We start from the raw sequence: 20517 nt of genomic DNA, 5'->3' as shown, positions 1-20517 counted from the left end.
AAAGCCCTATTTTTAAGGCTTTGGCGGTGGATTAAGCACTCGACGTCCTGTATAGTCTTGATATGTTGTGCGTGTTCTACCCGAGCGCGCTCTAAATCGCTGTCTAGTTGCAGGACGTTAAGGCGGTCTAGAGTACGGGCAGAACGGGCGGCAGCTCGGTCCTCACCCGGGTGTTCGTCATGCACGTAAGTAAAAGGCGCGATACCCAACTAAGCGCCGTATGTACATTTCGAGACAAAGGCCAATATTTTGCGCACTTATACTCCCAAGCCCGGCGAAGTCGAGCGCCAGTGGCACGTCATTGACGCCACCGACGTTGTTCTCGGCCGCCTCGCAAGCCAGACCGCTATCCTGCTGCGCGGTAAGCACAAGCCGACTTTTGCTCCCCACGTTGACACCGGTGACTTCGTTATCATCGTGAACGCTGAGAAGGTCGCCCTGACCGGTGCAAAGCTCGAGCAGAAGCGTGCATACCGCCACTCGGGTTACCCCGGCGGTCTGAAGTCCGTGAACTACGCAGAGCTGCTTGAGACCAACCCCGTTCGCGCGGTTGAGAAGGCTGTTAAGGGCATGTTGCCCAAGAACAAGCTTGCTGCACAGCAGCTCAAGAAGCTGAAGGTCTACGCTGGCCCCGAGCACCCGCACGCGGCACAGCAGCCCAAGACCTACGAATTCAACCAGGTCGCCCAGTAATTCGGGCCTACGAAGAAACAATAGGAGAAATCGTGGCTCAGAACGAAGAGCAGATCGTAGTCGAGGAAGAGCTGACCAGCTACACCTCGGAGTCCGCTGCCCCCGCAGCGGCTAAGGCAGCACGTCCGGCACTGACCGTTGCAGGCGCAGCAGTTGGTCGCCGCAAGGAAGCAGTGGCACGCGTTCGCGTTGTGCCGGGTTCCGGCAACTGGACCATCAACGGTCGTAGCCTGGAAGACTACTTCCCCAACAAGCTGCACCAGCAGGACGTCAACCAGCCCTTCAAGCTCCTGGAGCTCGAGGGTGCATACGACGTCATCGCACGCATCAACGGTGGTGGCCCCTCCGGTCAGGCAGGTGCTCTGCGCCTGGGTATCGCTCGTGCACTGAACGAGATCGACCGCGAGAACAACCGCCCCGCACTGAAGAAGGCTGGCTACCTGACCCGTGACGCACGCGTCATCGAGCGTAAGAAGGCTGGTCTTAAGAAGGCACGCAAGGCTTCGCAGTTCTCCAAGCGTTAATCGCTGGTTTTTACGAAGCGTTACGCCCCGCTTCTCCTTCGGGAGAATCGGGGCGTTTTGCGTATCTATCCACCGTGAGCGTTACAAGGTTATAGGTGCATATAACTGTTACGTTTGTTCATCGAAGAGCACACCGGTAGAGTTAAAGAGTCAAAGCAGACAGGAAGAAAAGAGTACTCATGGCAGAGCAGAATCCCTCCACCCAGCCCGAAGAGAAGGCAGTGGAGGCTCCTCAGGCTGAAGCCCACCAGCACGCCGCTGAAGGCGCACACGCACACACCGGTTCTGAGAAGAAACAAGCCATCAAGGAAGCCCTGAAGCCCCAGGCACGCCGCACCTCCGTTGTCGAAGACTACTCGGCAGAGCTGGACGAAATGGCTTCCCTCACCCGCGCCCTCGGCAAGGACAAGAAGGACGACGAAACCTCGCAGGCATGGAAGAAGGGTTACCCCTACGACACCAAGCTCAGCCGTAAGGCATACGAGAAGGAAAAGCGTGCCCTGCAGATTGAGCTGCTGAAGCTGCAGCTCTGGGCTAAGTCCACCGGTCAGAAGATCCTCATCATCTTCGAAGGCCGTGACGCAGCAGGTAAGGGTGGCTCCATCAAGCGCTTCACCGAGCACCTGAACCCCCGTGGCGCTCGCGTTGTGGCACTGGAGAAGCCGACCGATATCGAGCAGACTCAGTGGTACTTCCAGCGTTACATCAAGCACCTGCCCTCCGGCGGCGAAATCGTTCTGATGGACCGCTCCTGGTACAACCGTGCCGGCGTTGAGCGCGTTATGGGCTACTGCACCCAGGCACAGTACTTCGAGTTCATGCGCGAAGTTCCGGACCTGGAGCGCATGCTGGTGAACTCCGGTATCCACATCATCAAGTTCTGGTTCTCCGTCACCCGCGAAGAGCAGCTTGCACGCTTCACCTCCCGCCGTACCGACCCGGTTCGCCAGTGGAAGCTTTCCCCCACCGACCTGGCATCCCTGGACAAGTGGGACGACTACACCGCGGCGAAGGAAGCAATGTTCTTCTACACCCACACCGGTGATGCCCCCTGGACCGTTATCAAGTCCAACGACAAGAAGCGCGCACGTCTGGAAGCAATGCGTTACGTGCTCTCCCAGTTCGACTACCCCTCCAAGGATGAGGCAGTCGTGGGCGAGCTCGACTCGCTGATCGTCCGCTCTGCATCGCACGTTTTCGAGGATGAGTCCGGTGACTCTCCCGACGGCTTCCCGGTCGTCAAGTAAGCGTTGATAGATAGGGGAGAGCAATAACTCAACCCTGCGGCGATAGAACCGCCAAACAGCTTGCACTATGAAGGTGCCTGCCTCTCTTTTCCCTCTCTGGGAACTGAGAGCAGGCACCTTTGCGTGTCTATAGAAACATTAGCTATGAAGCAGATATATAGCCGCTGAAAATCACTTTCTGATTATGAAGAATTTACGGTGTATGCGCCTAAGCAGAGTTACGCACAACGTAAAATAAAAGGGTGACTGAACGACTTTTTGGAACCGACGGCGTACGCGGTCTGGCAAACGATGTAATTACTCCCGCTCTGGCTATGGAGCTCGCACAGGCGGCTTCTATTGTGCTGGGCTTTGACACGGTAGAAGAGGGCATACGCCCCCGTGCCGTGATTGCAAATGACTCCCGATCCTCTGCAGACTTTATTGTTTCTGCGATGAAGGCTGGCTTCGCTAGCGCAGGTGTTGACGTGCTGGACGCCGGCATTGTCCCCACCCCCGCAGCAGCTTACCTGGTGGCACACACCGGTGCTGACTTCGGCGTGATGATTTCTGCATCGCACAACCCGGCAGCGGACAACGGTATTAAGTTCCTGGCCCGAGGCGGCCAGAAGCTGGAAGACTCCGTTGAGGACGCCATTGAGCGCGTTTACCGTGAGAAGTCCTTCCGCTACCCGACCGGTGGTGCTGTGGGTACCGTCAAGCCCCTGGAGAACGGTACCGAGGCTTACGTGAAGCACCTGGTCTCCACCCTGCCTGAAGGCAAGCCCCTCGCAGGCAAGAAGATTGTTCTGGACTGCGCAAACGGTGCGGCATACGCAGCATCTCCCGCAGCTTTCGAAGCGTTGGGTGCAGAGGTTGTCGCACTGGCTGTAGAGCCCAACGGCACCAACATCAACGACGGCGTGGGGTCCACCCACCCCGAGAAGCTGCAGGCAGCAGTCGTTGAGCACGGCGCGGACCTCGGCATCGCCCACGACGGCGACTCGGACCGTTGCCAGGCAGTTGACGAAAAGGGCAATCTGGTAGACGGTGACCAGATTATGGCTATCCTGGCTGTTGCCGCTAAGCGCGAAGGCAAGCTCGCAAAGGACACCCTCGTCGCAACCGTAATGAGCAGCCTGGGCCTGGAGCTGTACCTGCGCGAGCACGGCATTACCCTCGGCCGCACCGCTGTGGGCGACCGCTACGTCCTCGAGTCTATGCGCGAGCACGGCTACAACCTCGGTGGCGAGCAGTCCGGCCACGTTATCATGAGCGACTACGCAACCACCGGTGACGGCGTTCTGACCGGCATCCAGCTGGCTGCAGAGGTGGCACGTAGCGGTCAGACCCTCTCGGAGCTGGCATCCCGCATGCAGCCCACCCCGCAGCGCCTAATCAATGTCAAGGGCGTTGACCGTGCGGCGGTCAAGACCAACGAGGCGCTCGCTACCGCTGTGAGCGAGGCTGAAGGAGTACTGGGTGAGAGCGGCCGTGTGTTGCTGCGTGCATCCGGCACTGAGCCTCTGGTCCGCGTGATGGTTGAGGCTGCAACCCAGGAGCAGGCTGATGAGGTTGCTCAGCAGCTGGCTGACGTTGTGGCTAAGGAATTGGCACTCTAAACGTATTCTTCCGGTGTGAAGACCGCAGTGGAGGATAGAGAAGGGCTGGGAAGGTGTTACCTTCCCAGCCCTTCTTCGTTATCTTGGGTGGTCGTAGGGGATGTGGATACGGAAAACCCCCGTATCCACAGGGATACGGGGGTTCGAAAGTTAGTGTTAGAGAGCAGAGAAATTACTTCTTTGCCAGAGCGTCGCGGATCTCCTTCAGGAGGGCAATCTCGGTCTCTTCCTCTTCTTCAGCAGCCTCGTCTTCAGCCTTCTTCTTAGCCAGTGCGATTTCAGTCAGCTTCTGAGTGGGGACAACAACTGCGAAGTACACAGCAACTGCAATCAGGATGAAGTTGACAACAGCGGTCAGGAACACGCCAACCTTGATCTGGCCGAAGACCAGGAACTCATCGAAGTTGGGGGACTTAACCAGCATCGAGATAGCGGGCATCAGGACGGCCTGGACAAGCGAGGTCACCACAGCGGTGAAGGCGGTACCCATAATCAGACCAACTGCGAGGTCGATGACGTTACCGCGGATCAGAAAATCTTTAAAACCCTTAAGCATGAGATATAGAATAGCGCCTTTTAGGTGTTCAAAATGCCATATTCTGAGAAAATTTTCACTGTAAAGCATGTGTTTTTCTTCACAGTGGTTCTGTGGTACCCAATACTTAAGGTCTAGGTCATATAAAGGTGAGTAAAAATCTCTGAAACCTGCGAAAAATCGCGGATTTACGCGGCGTGTACGCGAAAAAATATGCATCTACTGTGCCTATTTATTCCCGGTACGAAACCTAGAAATACGACACACATCACCGCTTAGCGCACCTGGCAAAGCTGAAAGCTTAGCCCAGAGCCTAGCTCGCACTTGCATAATCGGGTGCCGCACCCGTACCGATGAACTCCTCAAAAGTCTTCGCACCCGAAGACACATACTCCTGAGCAATCTGCACACCCACATAACGGTAATGCCACGGCTCAAAACGATAACCGGTCACCGACTGACGACCATCAGGGAAACGCAAAATATATCCGTAACGCGGAGCATTCTTCGCCAACCACTGACCAGCCAGCGTATCGCGGTAACACTCCTCCAGACGGCAACCCTCAGGAGAAGCAAAATCAATCGCCAAACCCGTCTGATGCTCCGAATAGCCGGGACGAGCCGACAACTGGTCTGCCACCTGCTGGCCGTTCACCGAAACCCAATACTGATAGGTCTGCTGCTGCACCGCATACGAACGATACGCGCTAGAAACAAGCAGGGTCACGCCGTCGGTCGCCGCCGCATCAATCATCGTGTCCGCCGCCTTAGCCGCCTCAGCACGCAATTGATGGCCGTAGAACTCCACCAGGTCACTCGGCTCCCAGTCCTGCTGCGCAAAAGGGCGCATCTTATTCACGAGGCAACGCAACGAGTCCGGCTGAGACTCAACACTCGGCTGAGCAAGAGCCAACGGGGAAGAAGACGTGCTCGCAGAAGCTGAAGTGCTGGCAGAAGCACCGGTCGCAGAAGCAACAGGGGAGGGCGCGGCAGAAGAGGCTGCCGCAGTGGAAGAGACACTAGAAGAAGCCGTCGCAGACTCAGAGGCAGAAGCGCTCGCTGCAGAAGATGAAGAGGAGGCACCCTGACCCTGCGAACCACCCTGCGAACCACAAGCCGCCAATAGCGCCGTGCCGCCAACTCCCAGCGCGGCGCCCAAGAGGGTGCGGCGGTTCACCACAGAACTATTAAGAGACTCCTGAGCGGTAGACGTACGGTGCAGGGACTTCACAATAACTCCTCATCATGGCGTAGATGCAAACAAAAAGCGCCGGAAGCCTAAACCTACCCCGCGAGGGAGTGGAGCCTCCGGCGCCTTCTACTAGAATGCACCACAATACCGGCTAAAAGCCGCACGCGAACACTAAAAACCTAAAGAACCTCTAATTCTTACGCAGAAGAACCTGCTCCACGGTATGCTCGGCACCCTTCTGAAGAATCAAATGCGCACGAGCACGAGTCGGCAAAATATTCTGCAACAGATTCGGCTCATTCACACTCTTCCAAATGCCGGTCGCCACCTCAACCGCCTGCTCATCGCTTAGCTCCGCATAACGCTTGAAATACGACTCCGGGTTCGCAAAAGCCGAAGAACGCAGAGTCAAGAAACGATTCACATACCAGCGCTCAATATCCTCAGTGCGGGCATCCACATAAATAGAGAAATCAAAGAAATCGCTCAGCGTCAGATCGGAAGTCTCCGGACCCTCAGCCTGAGAAGGCGCCAAAACATTCAAACCCTCAAGAATCAGAACATCCGGTGCGGTGACCTCAATATGCTCATCCGGCATGATGTCGTAATACAGATGCGAATACTTCGGCGCCACCACACGCTCGGCACCGGACTTCACCTGCGACACAAAATTCAACAGGGCACGGCGATCATAAGACTCCGGGAAACCCTTACGGTGCATAATGCCGCGACGCTGAAGCTCCGCATTCGGGTACAAGAAACCATCCGTAGTCACCAACTGAACCTTCGGAGTCGAAGGCCAGCGACTCAAAAGAGCCTGCAAAATACGTGCCGTCGTCGACTTACCCACAGCAACAGAACCTGCCACACCAATAATGAACGGGACGCGGCGCTGAGACACATGCAGAAAATCATTCGTCATATGGTTCAACGAAGAAGCAGCAGTCACATACAGATTCAGGAGACGAGAAACCGGTAGATAAATACGCTGCACCTCTTCAAGGTCGACAGTTTCACCCAGACCACGAAGAGACTCAATTTCCTCAGCACTGAGGGGAACAGAAATCTCATCGGCTAGGTGCGACCAACGGGAACGGTCAAGATGCATGAAGCGGTCATCGCCAGAAAAATACGGTGCGGTGCTCATTTATCTAAGTGTACGAACTTTCAGCCCGCGGGGAAAATACCCACCCTCACGGTTTGTTTGAAGAAAAGAAATGTATGAGAAGAAAAGGACAACAACCAATAAAGCTAGGAAAGCCACGATATACGTGACGTATAACGGTATTTCACCGTGCGCATATTCGGATACTTGTGGGATAAACTTATAGCATGTGTGGAATCGTAGGATATGTAGGTCTGGACACTGCTCCGGACGGTAACAAGTTTGACCACAACGCATACGATGTGGTCCTCGAAGGTCTGCGCCGCCAGGAATACCGCGGCTATGACTCTGCTGGCGTGGCACTCGTGTGCCCCGACGGTATCGTATTCCGTAAGAAGGCAGGTAAGCTCCTGAACCTTGAAAACGAGGTTAAGGAACACCCCCTGCCGGACTCCCAGATTGGTATCGGTCACACCCGTTGGGCAACCCACGGTGGACCCACCGACAACAACGCTCACCCCCACGTTGTCGACAACGGCCGCCTCGCCGTCGTACACAACGGTATTATTGAAAACTTCGCAGAACTGCGTGCCGAACTGCTCGCCGAAGGCGTAGAGTTCGCATCTCAGACCGACACCGAGGTAGCTGCAGCAACCATCGCAAGCATCTACAACAAGCTCGGTACCGGTGACCTCACCGAGGCAGTACGCGTCGCATCCAACCGCCTCGAAGGTGCATTCACCATCCTGGCTATCCACGCCGACCACCCGGACCGCGTCGTGGCAACCCGCCGCAACTCCCCGCTGGTCATCGGCCTGGGCGAGAACGAGAACTTCCTCGGCTCTGACGTCTCCGCGTTCATTGACTACACCAAGGAAGCCGTCGAAATGGGTCAGGACCAGATCGTGACCATCACCGGCACCGACTACTCCATCATTGACTTCGAAGGTAACCCCGCAGAGGGCAAGCCCTTCCACATCGAATGGGACGCAGCAGCAGCTGAAAAGGGCGGCTTCAACTCCTTCATGGAGAAGGAAATCCACGAGCAGCCCGCAGCCGTCGAGCAGACCCTCATGGGCCGCCTCGACGAAAACGGCAACCTCACCCTCGACGAACTGAACATTGACGACTCGGTGCTGCGCAGCATCGACAAGATCATCGTCGTCGCATGTGGTACCGCAGCATACGCAGGCCAGGTGGCACGCTACGCCATCGAGCACTGGTGCCGCATCCCCACCGAGGTTGAGCTCGCACACGAGTTCCGCTACCGCGACCCCATCGTGAACGAGAAGACCCTCATCGTGGCACTCTCGCAGTCCGGTGAAACCATGGACACCCTGATGGCAGTGCGCCACGCACGCGAACAGGGCGCAAAGGTTGTCTCCATCTGCAACACCCACGGCTCGACCCTGCCCCGTGAATCCGACGCTGCGCTGTACACCCACGCAGGCCCCGAAATCGCAGTGGCATCCACCAAGGCATTCCTGGCACAGATCACCGCAGCATACCTGCTTGGCCTGTACCTGGCACAGCTGCGCGGCAACAAGTACAAGGACGAAATTGCTTCGATCCTTGCCGAGCTGCAGAACATGCCCGCAAAGATCCAGAAGGTCCTCGACAACGACACCCAGGTCAAGGAACTGGGCGTCGAAATGAAGGATGCCTCCTCCGTGATCTTCCTCGGCCGCCACGTGGGCTTCCCCGTCGCAATGGAAGGCGCACTCAAGCTCAAGGAAATCACCTACATCCACGCTGAAGGCTTCGCAGCAGGCGAGCTCAAGCACGGCCCCATCGCACTGATCGATGAAGGCCAGCCGGTCATCGTAGTGGTTCCCTCCGCAAACGGTCGCGACTCCCTGCACGGCAAGGTCGTCTCCAACATCCAGGAAGTGCGCGCTCGCGGCGCCTTCACCATCGTCATCGCCGAGGAAGGCGACGAGGCCGTCAAGCCCTACGCAGACCGCCTCATCACCGTCCCGGCATGCCCCTCGCTGCTGCAGCCCCTGCTGGCAACTGTGCCCCTGCAGATCTTCGCATGCGCACTGGCAGAAGCTAAGGGCCTGGACGTTGACCAGCCGCGTAACCTCGCAAAGTCCGTGACCGTGGAGTAATCCTCTGGAGTAATCCTCGGAAATCGCCTCAGCGATAACGACAAGGGCGGTGGTTGAGTTCTTAGAGAACTTGACCACCGCCCTTGTCGTTTAACCTGGTGGTTATTCGTGGATGACCCAACAAAAATAGACGCTGTGAAACAGATATCAACTATGCGTCATATTTGCCGCTATCCCATCTAAAAGAAACGAATCTCGCTAGACTTAAAACAAGAGAAACCGCAAACAGGACGCGGCACCACCCCTAGCCCAGAAGGTGAAGCTCATGATCATGGGAATCGGCGTAGATACCGTCAACATCGAACGATTCGAACGAATCGTCGCCGAAACACCAGCCTTCGTCCGCCGCGTCTTCACCCCCAACGAACGTACCCGGAATGTACGCTCCCAAGCCGTACGATTTGCCGCCAAAGAAGCCGTCGCAAAAGTACTCGGAGCACCCGCCGGACTCAACTGGCAAGACTGCGAAGTCGCCACCGCCGAAAGCGGCCAACCCTACCTCATCATTCAGGGCACCATCGCCCGCCGTGCTAAAGAACTCGGCATCAACCGCATCCACCTCTCGCTGACCCACGATGAACCCATCGCCATCGCCATCGCAACCGCCGAATACCTCAGCGATGCAGAACTGGCGCACCTGCAAAAGTTCAACCCCGAAAGCTACCGACTCAGCGTCATCACCGGCGACGACACCGACGAAAACTAACGCCACCGACGATTAAACGCAGAGCCACATCAACACCACCCCCGGTGACCCCCCTAAGGCCCGCACGGTGCCACCCAAGGAGACAGCAATGAAGCTCATCTACACTGCTTCCCAGGTACGCGAAGCAGAAAAGCCCTACATTGAAGCCGCCGACTACGACGGCTACCTCATGCAACGCGCCGCAGACGCCGTTGCAGCCGAAGCGCAGGAGCTGCTCCACGGCAAAGACAAAGCAAAAATCCTGCTGCTCATCGGCCCGGGCAACAATGGTGCAGACACCATCTACGCCGGCGCCCGCCTCAGCGCCAAGGGGCACAGCGTTGATGCAGTCATCTTCGACTCCAGCGAAAAGAACCTCGAACTCATCGCCCGCGAAGGCGGCGAAGGCACCCGCGTGCTTGACCCCGAACACGCCCTCGAACAGCTTGCCGGCTACGACCTGACCATCGACGGCATCCTGGGTACCGGCTCCAGCGGTGCCGTACGCGGTAGCGCCGGTGAATACCTGGGCGTACTCCGCGCCGCGCAGCTCGACGGTAAGCTCGGCGCAGTCCTCGCCGTCGACACCCCCTCCGGAGTCGACAACAACCGCGGAACCGTGCATGAACCCTCCCTGCGCGCCGACCGCACCGTCACCTTCATCGGTCACAAGCTGCCGGCAGGCACCAGCCACAGCGTCCACTCCGGAGACATCAAACTCTACGACCTGGGCGTGCCCGAAGCCCTCGACGCCCACAAGCCCGCCCTGCGTGTTCTCGACCGCGAAGACTACCGCGAACTCATCGAAATCCCCGACGAGCACTCCCACAAGTACACTCGCGGCGTACTCGGCATGCTCACTGGAAGCCTCGAATACCCCGGCGCAGCCCTCATGAGTGTGCGTGCTGCCCTCAACACCGGCGTTGGTATGGTTCGCTTCGGTGCCAACTCCCACGAGCTCCGCCAGCTCATGATCGCCCACAACCCCGAAACCGTCTACTTCAGCGGCGCACCCGCCCTGCAGAGGGTCACCGTCTGGGCCGGCGGCTCCGGCTCCAGCTACGACTCGCTGGACAAGAACCGCTACCTGCTCCACTCGCCCGAACCCGCAATCCTCGACGCTGGTGCCTGCGACCTGGCGGCAGAATACATGGCAACCGGTAAGCACCTCGGATCCCACAAGATTCTCACCCCGCACGCGGCAGAACTCGAACGATTCCTGCGGGTCGTACACGAGCTCGCCCCCGAAACCTGGAAGAAGCACCTGGGCGAAGCCATCGTACCCAGCCGCAAGGACATTGACGCAGAGCCCTTCCGCTGGGTGCGTGCCGCCTCCGAACTCTCCGGCGCGACCGTCATGCTCAAGGGCGGTTACACGCTCATTGCGGCACCCAACGGCGCCACCTACAGCGTTGCCGGAGGAAGCCCCTGGCTCGCCACCGCAGGCAGTGGCGACACCCTCACCGGCATCTACGGCGCCCTGCTCGCCCAGACCGTAGCCGCCTTCGAAGCCCGCGGAGAAACCCTGGAAGACTGCACCTACGCCTCCATCGGTGCGCTCGCAGTCTACCTGCACGGTGAAGCCGCACGCGCCAGCGCCACCGGAAGCGTCAAGGACGCACTGCTGGGCCCCGCCCCGGCAACCCGCGTCGCGGAGATGCTCCCCGAAGTCATTGCGCGACTCATCGCCGAATAGGGCAGAGGCGCCCAGTACGCCGCCTCCAGCCTAACGCCCTCCAGAGATTCTAGAGCGTCTCTCAATGAACCAGGCAGAAGGCACAAAGGAAGGGGCGTGAATCCACCGGAAATGGATTCACGCCCCTTCTGTGCGTTTATATCAATGGATGATGCCAAGCTGCCTGTGCCGGAACAGCATCTTCAAAAACGGCATACATACCAGCGAGAGACCCCCAACTCTTCTTAGTACGCGCCTTCCTTAGCGAAAACCGCACGGACAGTACGCAGAAGAATAATGAGGTCACCGGTAAGCGACCAGTTCTCAACATAGTAGAGATCCAGACGAACCGACTCTTCCCAAGAAAGGTCACTACGGCCAGAAACCTGCCACAGACCGGTAATACCGGGCTTCACCAGCAGACGGCGGTACGCAATGTCCTCGTACTGCTCAACTTCCTCAACCAGCGGAGGACGCGGACCCACCAGCGACATATCGCCAATGAACACGTTCCACAGCTGAGGCAACTCATCAATCGAGTACTTACGGATGAACTTGCCGATGGGGGTAATACGCGGGTCGTCCTTCATCTTGAAGAGCACACCATTACCCTCGTTCTGCTCCAGGAGGCGCTTCTTAACCTCTTCGGCGTCAGTACGCATCGAACGGAACTTCACCATCTTGAACATTTCACCGTTCAGACCCACACGGTTCTGCAGGAAGAAGACCGGACCGCCATCACGCTTGACCAGCAGCGCCACCACCAGGAACAGCGGAGACAGCAGAATCAAACCCAGACCCGAAGACACAACATCCACAGCGCGCTTGAAGAACGCCGACAGACCGGTAATACGCGGCGTCGACACGTGCACCAGCGGCAGACCATTCAGCGGCTGCATGTGCATACGCGGACCAGCAATATCGGTCGTCGCAGGAGCCATAATCAGCGAAATATGCGCATCAGCAAGCTTCCAACCCAGCAGACGAACCTGATCCGGGCTCAAGTGGTGACCATTCGTAACCGCGACCATGTGAATATCGTTCTCGCGGATGGCCTCCATAATGTCAGCCGGAGAAGTGCTGTAACCAAGGACCGGAATCGGAGCGCCAGCAACAGTAGTACCCGGGGTGAAACCGGGCAGGTAGAACGCAGCGGGGGACAGGCCGGAAGCAACCACATCCTTCAGGTTCTTGTACAGGTGCTGACCGGTCGTCACATCAGAAATAATCATGACGCGAGTCAACGCACGACCGCGAGTACGCGAACGCACCAGACCCTGACGAATCAGCCAACGCTCAACGAGCAGAAGGAACAGACCCAGCGGGTAAGCAATCAGCAGGTACATACGGGTGACGTCAACCTTAAGGAAGAACGCCACAATAATCAGCAGGCAGAAAAAGTAAGTAGTACCGCGAGTAATGAGGCGGTACTCCTCAGTGCCGAACCCCATGATGCGCAGGCTGCGGGAGCCGTTCACCTGGAGGATAAACCACCAGCCGACAACCATACCAACGCCCAGGAAGATGTAATCAATAGCGGGAATACGGCCATCCAGGGCGTTAATAGGCCAAACGTTCACATAGGGCAGGTCAGCATTCTCCCACCCGAAACGAATCAGATGCGCAGCGACAACCGCAATAGCAATGGCGAGAAAATCGCCAAAGTAAAGGGCACGCTGAACCTTGGGATGCCAGCTTCGCTTGACGACGAAGTCTGAACCCCACATTTTTTTAAGACGATCTTGTACTTTCAACGGTGTAATCTTCCCCGGAAATTTGTCCTGTGTCGTGGACTGAGAGCGGCGAATAGGCACATTTACCCCTAATTATCGGTGAATAGGGAATCGTGTCCTAGTCTTTGTCCTGATGAATGAGTGAACCCTTAATCTTACTGAGTGAAAATAATGGCAGAGACTACGGCAAAGGCGCTGGTAAGACGCCTAGTGGAGCGTTATATGAGCCCACAGAGCGCATAAACGTGTTCCGTAAACTATTCTACGGGGTCGGGGGTCTTCCGTCTCGAAGAATGAAGAGGCAAAGTCGCTCCGGTGTGATGAAATCAATCACAGAAAAAGAAGAGAATAAGAGCCCCCGAGAAGAATGCCTAGTGGAGCTAAGAAACTCCTAAAAACACCAGACTGTTTCACACACCTGCAGAAAAAACAATAACCGGCACATAAAACGACAACCCCCGGAGGCTCAATAACAAACCCTACACACACGGTGTAAAAGAGACATTAAGGACGCTCAAGCCCCGCACGATCCAAAATGAAATCAATCATCGGCTCATAACGACGCGGCGGAACGTTATCGTCCATCGGCACGCACACCGGCAGGTCCCCCTGCTCAGCCGCCACAAACAGACCCGGATCATTACAATCCGCAATACCAATCGTCAGCAACTTACAGGTCGAGGAAGCATAACCAGCCATACCGTGATCCGAAACCACCAGATCCGGAGTCACACCGCGCGCCTTCAACTGATCCAGTGCGATGCGCATCGGGCCGGGGAAATGCGTATGCTGCAGATTACCGTACTGCTCAAACATCACGACATCCATAATCTGGCGGACATCGCCGTCCAGGAAGCGCTCACCCTCCTCAATCTGGAGAACCTCAGCACCGGCAGCCTTCGCAGCCGCAGCCATCACCGCATAGATGGGGAACAGGCCCGCCGGGTGACCTGTCGCAAATAGAATACGAGAACCCGCACGCACCGCCTCACCGAAGATACGGGCGTACTCCTCCAGCGCGCTGATGCACTGCTCAGCACCAATAGTGTCCTGGCCGTGAGTATGCGAACGGTCCGGGTTCAGGCCCGCGCGGCGGACCATCACCTCAAACACCGAATCGTAATCCCACTCGCGGGTCCACTGCACACCAAACTCAAGGTGCTCATTACCATCCAGGAAACCCTGAATGTGGTCCAGGTTATTCTCTCGGGCGGTTGCCACCTCGCCGGTAATACGCACAGAATCCAGGTACGCGGCGAACTCATCGCGGCTCATCGAGAAAGACATTAAAACTCCTCACAACGTGAAAAATACATTACTGCGAGATACCCTCACGTACCTCGGCATAAGCTTCCAGGGTCTTACGCGCCGTCTGCTCCCAACCCATCGTGCGGGCACGCGCCGCGGCGTTCGCACCCAACGAATGACGCAGATATGGGGCACGCACCAGACGCTCAATAGCTGCAGCCCAACGCTGCGGAGTACGAGGCGCCACCAGCAGGCCCGTGCGGTGGTTCTCCACCGCAAAGCGCAGACCGTCAGCATCCGTAGCGAGCACCGCCGCGCCGCACGCCTGCGCCTCCAGAGCCACCAACCCGAACGTCTCAGACGACGACGGGGACGCCACGATATCGGCGGCACGGAAAATATTCGCCAACTCAGACGCCGGAACCGGGTCCTTCAAATGCACCCGCTCTGCCACACCCAGCTCAGCTGCACGCTGCAACAGGCGGCGCTCATAATCCGAATCGGAGCGACCAATAATATCCACGTCCACCTGCAGGTCGGAGGGGAGCAGCGCGAGCGCCTCCACCAGCAGATGCGGGCCCTTCAACGGCTGAGGCCTACCGGCAAACACAATGCGGCAACGAGTCTCCGAGGTGTCATTGAGCGGATGCACGCCAGGAATCGTATGGAAAATCGAGGTGTCAACACCCGGGGGGATAATGGCAAGCTTCTGCGCGTCCGTACCGTAGTACTCGCCCATCTGCTGCGCCTCCAGGGGAGTATTCACAATCACCCGGCTCGCGGAGCTACTCATGAGGCGCTCGGCTCGGTAGCGTTCCTCAGGCTCGGGTGCTTCACCTTCGCCGCGGCGCGCATCCTTGGCGGCAGCCGTCGTATGCGGAGTGAAAAGAACGGGGACCGGGAAGCCGGCGCCCTGAGCCGACCACAGCTGGGATGCGCGAGCCGCAGCCTGACCAGACAGCCAATAGTGGGCGTGAATAATATCCGGGGTGTACAGTGCCTGCTCCACGCACGCCCGAGCAAAATCATCGGTGACCGTAGCCAACTCGTTCTTCGAAAGACCACGAGCAGACGGAATATCAAGGCTGTGGCGCACAATGCGCTCGCCGGGCTGAGGAGGCTGACGGAACGGCGAATCAGCCGGAAGCGCCTCACCGCGGTCCAGCGTGAAAACCTCAACCCGTAGCTCGGGATCGAGCTCCAGCATGGCATGCACCGACCGGGCAATATAGACGTTCATGCCGCCTGCATCTCCGCTACCGGGCTGCGCAAAAGGGTCGGTGTGCATGGAATACACGTGAACCGTCCGAACCGGCGGCAGAGTGCTCATCGATGCTTTCCTCTCTCAAAGGTGTACCTTACCTAGTGTAGCGCGATAGGACTTTCGCACACCGGGAGGTCTAGAATTTAGTAGAAGAGAGGCTGTCCAAGCGCAGCCTGTAGTACCCGCCGTCAGAAGGACCGTGAAGGACCATGACTCACCCTCAGCAGCCTGCCGAACCGCTCTACTGCCCGCCCTGCACCCCGGCAGAGGCAGAGCGAAGCGCCACCATTGACCTTGATGCGCTAGAACATAATGTGCGCCGACTCAAGGAACTTATTGGCGACCGCGCGCTCATTGCAGTGATTAAGGCGGACGCGTACGGTCACGGCGCGTACCCGGTGGCACGTTCGGCTATTGCCGCCGGTGCCGACCTACTGGGTGTGGTGCACGTGAATGAGGCGCTGGAACTGCGTGCTGACGGTATTGAGGCGCCGCTCATGGCGTGGCTGCACACCCCCTCCACTGATTTTGAGGCGGCACTGCAGGAGAAGGTCCGCCTGGGCGTTTCCGGTTGGGACCTGGAGGCGGTAGCCGCCGCCGCTGAACGCACCGGCGAGCGCGCTATCGTGCATCTTAAGGCTGATACCGGTCTGGGTCGTAACGGTGCTACCGCGGCGGATTGGCCCGCGCTGGTGGCTCGCGCCGCCTCCCTGGAAGAGTCTGGGCTGATTACTGTTGAGGGTATTTTTAGCCACCTGGCGGTTGCTGATGAGCCGACCCGCGCCGAGACTGCTCAGCAGCTCGACACTCTGGATACTTTTGTGACTCAGGCTCGTGAGGCTGGCCTGGCCCCGAAGATCGTGCATTTGGCGAACTCCCCGGCGACCCTGACCGCCTCGCTGGAGGGCTGGGACACGGAGGAGCGTCTGCTCGGTGACGGCGTGCGTTGCGGCCTCGCGCTGTACGGTCTTTCCCCGCTGCCGGAGGTGACCGCTGAGGACCTGGGGTTGAAGCCCGTCATGACGGTGGGAAGCTACATTGCCGCCGTGAAGGAAGTTCCTGCAGGTCAGGGCGTTTCCTACGGTCTGCGCTACCACACTCCCAAGGCAACCACCCTGGCGCTGGTGCCGCTCGGTTACGCTGACGGCGTGCCGCGCATTGCGGAGAACGCGCCGGTGCGCATCTACCCGGGCGCGCAGAACGCGGAGAACGGCTCCGTGCCTAACAACGCGGAAGGTAAGACCTACCGCGTGGTCGGCCGCATCGCCATGGACCAGATGGTCGTTGACCTGGGCGAACCCGGCCTGAGCGACCCCGCCCTGGGCTACCTGGGGGCGCCCGCCATCCTTTTTGGTGCCGGTGAGAATCCGCCCGTGGAAGAATGGGCGGATGCCGCGCAGACCATTAACTACGAAATCGTGACCCGCATTTCGTCCCGCGTGGAGCGCCTCTACGTTGGCGGCTCCTGGGTTGAAGCTGAACTGAACGAGCTGTGGGGTACCGGGCAGGAGCAGGAGGGCTAATGAGCGCTGAGTATATTTCTGCCGCACTCGACCTGGACGTGACCGGCCCCGACCATACCCGCCGCCTGGCGCTCACCCTGGCGCAGCACCTGAACGCCGGGGACGTACTGTTGCTTTCGGGCGAGCTCGGTGCGGGCAAGACCACGTTCACCCGCTCCCTGGGTGAAGGCCTGGGCGTGCGCGAAGGCGTTATCTCACCGACCTTCGTGCTCTCGCGCGTGCACCCGAACCTGCCGGACGGCCCCCGCCCCGGCGGCCCCGACCTGGTGCACGTGGACGCCTACCGCCTCTCCAGCGCCGAAGAGCTCGACGACCTGGATTTGGAGTTCTCCCTGCCGCGCTCGGTGACCGTCATCGAGTGGGGTCGCGATAAGGCTGAGCACCTGAGCGATTCCCGCCTGGAGCTGGATTTCACCCGTCTGACCGGCGCGGATGCACGCTTCGCCTACTCGGGTGCCGAAGAGTTCAGCTGGGACGACGAAGACGAGGACGAAAGCGACGAGGATGCGGACACACCCGAACCTCGCCTGCTGCGGGTGCGTGCCTTCGGCCCCCGCTGGGAGCACGCTTTTGACGCACTGAAAGAGGCCCTGCAGAGCGCCTAGAGCCCGCGCGTTAGAATGATAGGGTGCTAGTACTTGCCCTTGATTCATCCGCCACCGCATCTGTGGCGCTCGCCCGTGTGCACGGCTCCGAAGCCGGTGCGTCCTTCGAAATCCTCGCCCGCTACGAGAGCGAAGATACCCGCTCCCACGCCGAGGTGATGGGCCCCTACGCGCAGGCGGCCCTGCAGGACGCTGGCGTGCGCGGCGAAGATTTGGATGCGATTCTGACCGGTACCGGTCCGGGACCTTTTACGGGTCTTCGCGCCGGTATCGTTACTGCGCGCGCTCTGGGTTTTGCCTGGTCGGTGCCGGTGTACGGCATGATGAGCCTGACCGCGCTGGCTGAGCGTGCTGTGTCTGGCGTGGCTGCTGGTGAAGAGAACGTAGAACGAGCGTTCGCCTCTGCTGGAAGTGCTGAGCTTGTAGAAGGTGCTGAGCTGCTCGTACTCTCCGACGCGCGCCGCCGCGAAGTCTACTCCGCCCGCTACCGCGTGAATGCCGAAGGCTACAGCCTGGTGGACGGCCCGAACGTATGCCCCGCCTCCGAAATTCTGCCCGGTGGGGCTCCCTCCTATGCCTACGGTTACGGTGCTGGCCTGTACGCCGAGGCCCTCGAAGAGCACGGCTGGACCATCGTTGATTCTGCCCGCGAGGTTCACCCCCACGCCGAGTACCTGGTTGCCGCCGCGGCACGCCTGGGCGTAGAGAACCTGAGCGAGGACACCTCCGCCCAGTACCTGCGCGACTCGGACGCAAAGGTCCCCGCCGCAATGCTCGCCCGCCAGCAGAAGCAGGCCGCGCAGTCCGCCGCACAGGCTGCGCAGACTGCCGCGCAGAAGGAGAGCTAAATGAGCGCTACCGAAAATATCGTGCGAGACGACCTGGCACTGAATAACCTTGCGCTGAATAATCTGGCACTGAGTAACCTGGCTCTGGGCGCCCGCCTGCGCGTTGCCGAACTTGCCGACGTGCAGGCCATGCACCGCATGGAAACCGCCCTGTTCCCCGCCGACGCCTGGCACATCGACATGTTCCTCGAAGAGCTGATCCACCCGACCCGCACCTACTACATGCTCGAGCTGCCGGTGGAGAACCCGGAAAGCGACGAGGGCAGCTGGCGCACTATCGGCTACTGCGGAACCATGGTCGTAGCCGACACCGCCGACGTTCAAACCATCGGCGTGCTCCCCGAATATGAGGGCAACGGCTTCGGCCGCGCCATGCTTGAGCAGATGCACGAGCGTGCCCGCGAGCAGGGTGCCGAGCGCATCCTGCTGGAGGTGCGTGCCGACAACCCGCGCGCTCAGCGCCTCTACGAACGCAACGGCTACCGTGCGATTCACGTACGCCGCGGCTACTACGATGACGGAACCGACGCCATCATTATGGAATGTACGTTCTAAATAGTCCGTTGGGCTAAACGGCAATCCCCTCAATAGGGGCGAGCATTCGCCGCTCTCTACACTTGCCCTCTACGCCACAGCATCCCTACGCCACGGCATCCTTACCTCACTGCAACTAGAAGCACTACGCGCAGACAGCGCAACAGAAAGATAGACTATGAGCACTCGCGAACCCCTCGTTCTGGGCATCGAATCCTCCTGCGATGAGACCGGTATCGGCATCGTGCGCGGTGCACAGCTGCTCAGCAACACCATCTCCTCCTCCATGGAAGAGCACGTACGCTTTGGCGGCGTGATCCCCGAAATCGCCTCCCGCGCTCACCTGGACGCCATGATCCCCGCCCTCAAGGCGGCACTCGCCGAAGCGGACATCACCCTCGATCAGGTGGACGCTATCGCCGTCACTGCTGGCCCCGGTCTGGCGGGCGCACTCATGGTGGGTGTCTCCGCGGCGAAGGCGCTCGCTATTGCCACCGGCAAGCCCCTCTACGGCATTAACCACCTGGTCGCACACGTTGGCGTTGGCCTGCTGGAGGACAACGGCACCGAAGACGGCTCCGACCTGCTGGCGAATGCCGGATCCGGTGGCCTGGGTGCGCTACTAGTCTCTGGCGGTCATACCGAAATCCTGCAGGTGCGCGATATTACCTCCGATGTGCGTCTGCTCGGCGCGACCCTCGACGATGCCGCAGGCGAGGCCTACGACAAGGTCGCCCGACTGCTCGGCCTGGACTACCCGGGCGGCCCCGCGATTGACCGCGCCGCCGCTGATGGCAACCGCAACGCCTTCGTGTTCCCGCGCGGCCTGTCGAACCGCAAGTTCATGGGCACCGCCGAGGAGCCCGGCGCACACCGCTACGATTTCTCCTTCTCCGGCCTGAAGACCGCCGTGGCGCGCGTGATCGAAAGCTTTGAAGCAGCCGGTGAAGAGGTCCCGGTTGCCGATATTGCCGCGTCCTTCCAGGAGGCGGTCGTGGACGTTATCACCAAGAAGGCGATGCTTGCCTGCCGCGAGCAGGGCATGAAGACCCTGCTGCTCGGTGGCGGCGTGGCGGCTAACTCGCGCCTGCGTGAGCTGCTTTCCGCCCGATGCGCCTCCGAGGGGGTGCGTCTGATTATCCCGAAGTTCACCCTGTGCACCGATAACGGCGCGATGGTTGCGGCGCTGGGTGCCCGCCTGGTCGCTGCCGGTCGTGAGCCCTCGGGCGTGGACTTCACGACGGACTCCTCTCTGCCGGTGACCACGGTCTGTTTCTAAACGGGCTGCCTCTGAAATAGCTACTTCCGCAGGGATTATGAGCGCGAGCCCGTTGATGCGGCTCGCCTCGAAAATACTCATAGAAATGCCTCGGCACAGTCTCACAAAGGACTGC

General features: G+C 59.2%; 18 protein-coding genes. 12 read left to right on the top strand and 6 right to left on the bottom strand.

Going from position 1 to position 20517, the window contains the following annotated elements:
* Positions 1 to 249 precede the first annotated feature (249 nt).
* The 4 genes from rplM to glmM all read left to right on the top strand — a co-directional run bounded on the left by rplM (position 250) and on the right by glmM (position 4065).
* On the top strand, positions 250 to 693 hold the full coding sequence (gene rplM / locus HMPREF2942_RS05290) for a 50S ribosomal protein L13 (protein WP_005505035.1): 444 nt from the start codon (positions 250 to 252) through the stop codon (positions 691 to 693).
* 32 nt (positions 694 to 725) lie between these two features.
* Positions 726 to 1217, top strand: coding sequence for a 30S ribosomal protein S9 (gene rpsI, locus HMPREF2942_RS05285; protein ID WP_005505036.1), 492 nt, complete (start codon positions 726 to 728; stop codon positions 1215 to 1217).
* A gap of 179 nt (positions 1218 to 1396) precedes the next feature.
* Positions 1397 to 2464 (top strand): polyphosphate kinase 2, encoded by a 1068-nt coding sequence (gene ppk2 / locus HMPREF2942_RS05280; protein WP_070541458.1) that lies wholly within the window; start codon positions 1397 to 1399, stop codon positions 2462 to 2464.
* A 242-nt stretch (positions 2465 to 2706) separates the two neighbouring features.
* Positions 2707 to 4065 carry a phosphoglucosamine mutase gene (gene glmM, locus HMPREF2942_RS05275; protein ID WP_049349264.1) on the top strand — a complete coding sequence of 453 codons (1359 nt, stop codon included), beginning with the start codon at positions 2707 to 2709 and terminating at the stop codon, positions 4063 to 4065.
* Positions 4066 to 4237: 172 nt separating this feature from the next.
* Here the strand turns inward: glmM and mscL are convergent, their stop codons facing one another.
* The 3 genes from mscL to coaA all read right to left on the bottom strand — a co-directional run bounded on the left by mscL (position 4238) and on the right by coaA (position 6939).
* A complete protein-coding gene (gene mscL / locus HMPREF2942_RS05270) occupies positions 4238 to 4621 on the bottom strand; it encodes a large conductance mechanosensitive channel protein MscL (RefSeq protein ID WP_049349266.1) in 384 nt (127 codons plus the stop codon).
* Between the two features lie 292 nt (positions 4622 to 4913).
* On the bottom strand, positions 4914 to 5831 hold the full coding sequence (locus HMPREF2942_RS05265; RefSeq protein WP_070688576.1) for a M15 family metallopeptidase: 918 nt from the start codon (positions 5829 to 5831) through the stop codon (positions 4914 to 4916).
* A 151-nt stretch (positions 5832 to 5982) separates the two neighbouring features.
* Complete coding sequence (gene coaA / locus HMPREF2942_RS05260) at positions 5983 to 6939, bottom strand: type I pantothenate kinase (protein ID WP_049349270.1); 957 nt, start codon at positions 6937 to 6939, stop codon at positions 5983 to 5985.
* Between the two features lie 185 nt (positions 6940 to 7124).
* On the opposite strand from coaA, the gene glmS reads away from it, so the two are divergent.
* The 3 genes from glmS (at position 7125) to HMPREF2942_RS05245 (ending at position 11389) form a co-directional block, all read left to right on the top strand.
* Positions 7125 to 9008, top strand: a complete 1884-nt coding sequence (gene glmS / locus HMPREF2942_RS05255) for a glutamine--fructose-6-phosphate transaminase (isomerizing) (RefSeq protein ID WP_070688575.1) — start codon at positions 7125 to 7127, stop codon at positions 9006 to 9008.
* A gap of 265 nt (positions 9009 to 9273) precedes the next feature.
* Complete coding sequence (locus HMPREF2942_RS05250; protein ID WP_049341794.1) at positions 9274 to 9714, top strand: holo-ACP synthase; 441 nt, start codon at positions 9274 to 9276, stop codon at positions 9712 to 9714.
* An 88-nt stretch (positions 9715 to 9802) separates the two neighbouring features.
* Complete coding sequence (locus HMPREF2942_RS05245; RefSeq protein ID WP_049341797.1) at positions 9803 to 11389, top strand: bifunctional ADP-dependent NAD(P)H-hydrate dehydratase/NAD(P)H-hydrate epimerase; 1587 nt, start codon at positions 9803 to 9805, stop codon at positions 11387 to 11389.
* Positions 11390 to 11613: 224 nt separating this feature from the next.
* Here HMPREF2942_RS05245 and HMPREF2942_RS05240 read toward each other — a convergent pair whose 3' ends face one another.
* The 3 genes from HMPREF2942_RS05240 to HMPREF2942_RS05230 form a co-directional block, all read right to left on the bottom strand.
* Positions 11614 to 13095 (bottom strand): sugar transferase, encoded by a 1482-nt coding sequence (locus tag HMPREF2942_RS05240; protein ID WP_044150222.1) that lies wholly within the window; start codon positions 13093 to 13095, stop codon positions 11614 to 11616.
* Positions 13096 to 13605: 510 nt separating this feature from the next.
* Entirely contained in the window at positions 13606 to 14388 is a 783-nt protein-coding gene (locus HMPREF2942_RS05235; RefSeq protein WP_049338094.1) for a phosphatase, read from the bottom strand.
* 28 nt (positions 14389 to 14416) lie between these two features.
* The gene (locus tag HMPREF2942_RS05230) at positions 14417 to 15679 is read right to left on the bottom strand and encodes a glycosyltransferase (protein WP_070677603.1); all 1263 of its coding nucleotides are present in this window, start codon (positions 15677 to 15679) and stop codon (positions 14417 to 14419) included.
* Between the two features lie 143 nt (positions 15680 to 15822).
* Here HMPREF2942_RS05230 and alr point away from each other — a divergent pair, with 143 nt between their 5' ends.
* The 5 genes from alr (at position 15823) to tsaD (ending at position 20402) form a co-directional block, all read left to right on the top strand.
* On the top strand, positions 15823 to 17136 hold the full coding sequence (alr, locus tag HMPREF2942_RS05225; protein WP_070688574.1) for an alanine racemase: 1314 nt from the start codon (positions 15823 to 15825) through the stop codon (positions 17134 to 17136).
* Positions 17136 to 17741 (top strand): tRNA (adenosine(37)-N6)-threonylcarbamoyltransferase complex ATPase subunit type 1 TsaE, encoded by a 606-nt coding sequence (gene tsaE / locus HMPREF2942_RS05220; RefSeq protein ID WP_060824446.1) that lies wholly within the window; start codon positions 17136 to 17138, stop codon positions 17739 to 17741. The genes alr and tsaE overlap by 1 nt, the downstream gene beginning before the upstream one ends.
* A 23-nt stretch (positions 17742 to 17764) precedes the next feature.
* Positions 17765 to 18589, top strand: a complete 825-nt coding sequence (gene tsaB / locus HMPREF2942_RS05215; RefSeq protein ID WP_070688573.1) for a tRNA (adenosine(37)-N6)-threonylcarbamoyltransferase complex dimerization subunit type 1 TsaB — start codon at positions 17765 to 17767, stop codon at positions 18587 to 18589.
* Entirely contained in the window at positions 18590 to 19144 is a 555-nt protein-coding gene (gene rimI / locus HMPREF2942_RS05210; RefSeq protein WP_049346428.1) for a ribosomal protein S18-alanine N-acetyltransferase, read from the top strand.
* A 157-nt stretch (positions 19145 to 19301) separates the two neighbouring features.
* Entirely contained in the window at positions 19302 to 20402 is a 1101-nt protein-coding gene (tsaD, locus tag HMPREF2942_RS05205) for a tRNA (adenosine(37)-N6)-threonylcarbamoyltransferase complex transferase subunit TsaD (protein WP_070642916.1), read from the top strand.
* Positions 20403 to 20517 lie beyond the last annotated feature (115 nt).

The sequence above is a fragment of the Rothia sp. HMSC071C12 genome, from assembly GCF_001813895.1.
GTDB classification, from domain to species: Bacteria; Actinomycetota; Actinomycetes; order Actinomycetales; family Micrococcaceae; genus Rothia; species Rothia mucilaginosa.
The sequence above is the reverse complement of the archived record's forward strand: the minus strand, read 5'-3'. Positions and strand labels throughout refer to the sequence as shown.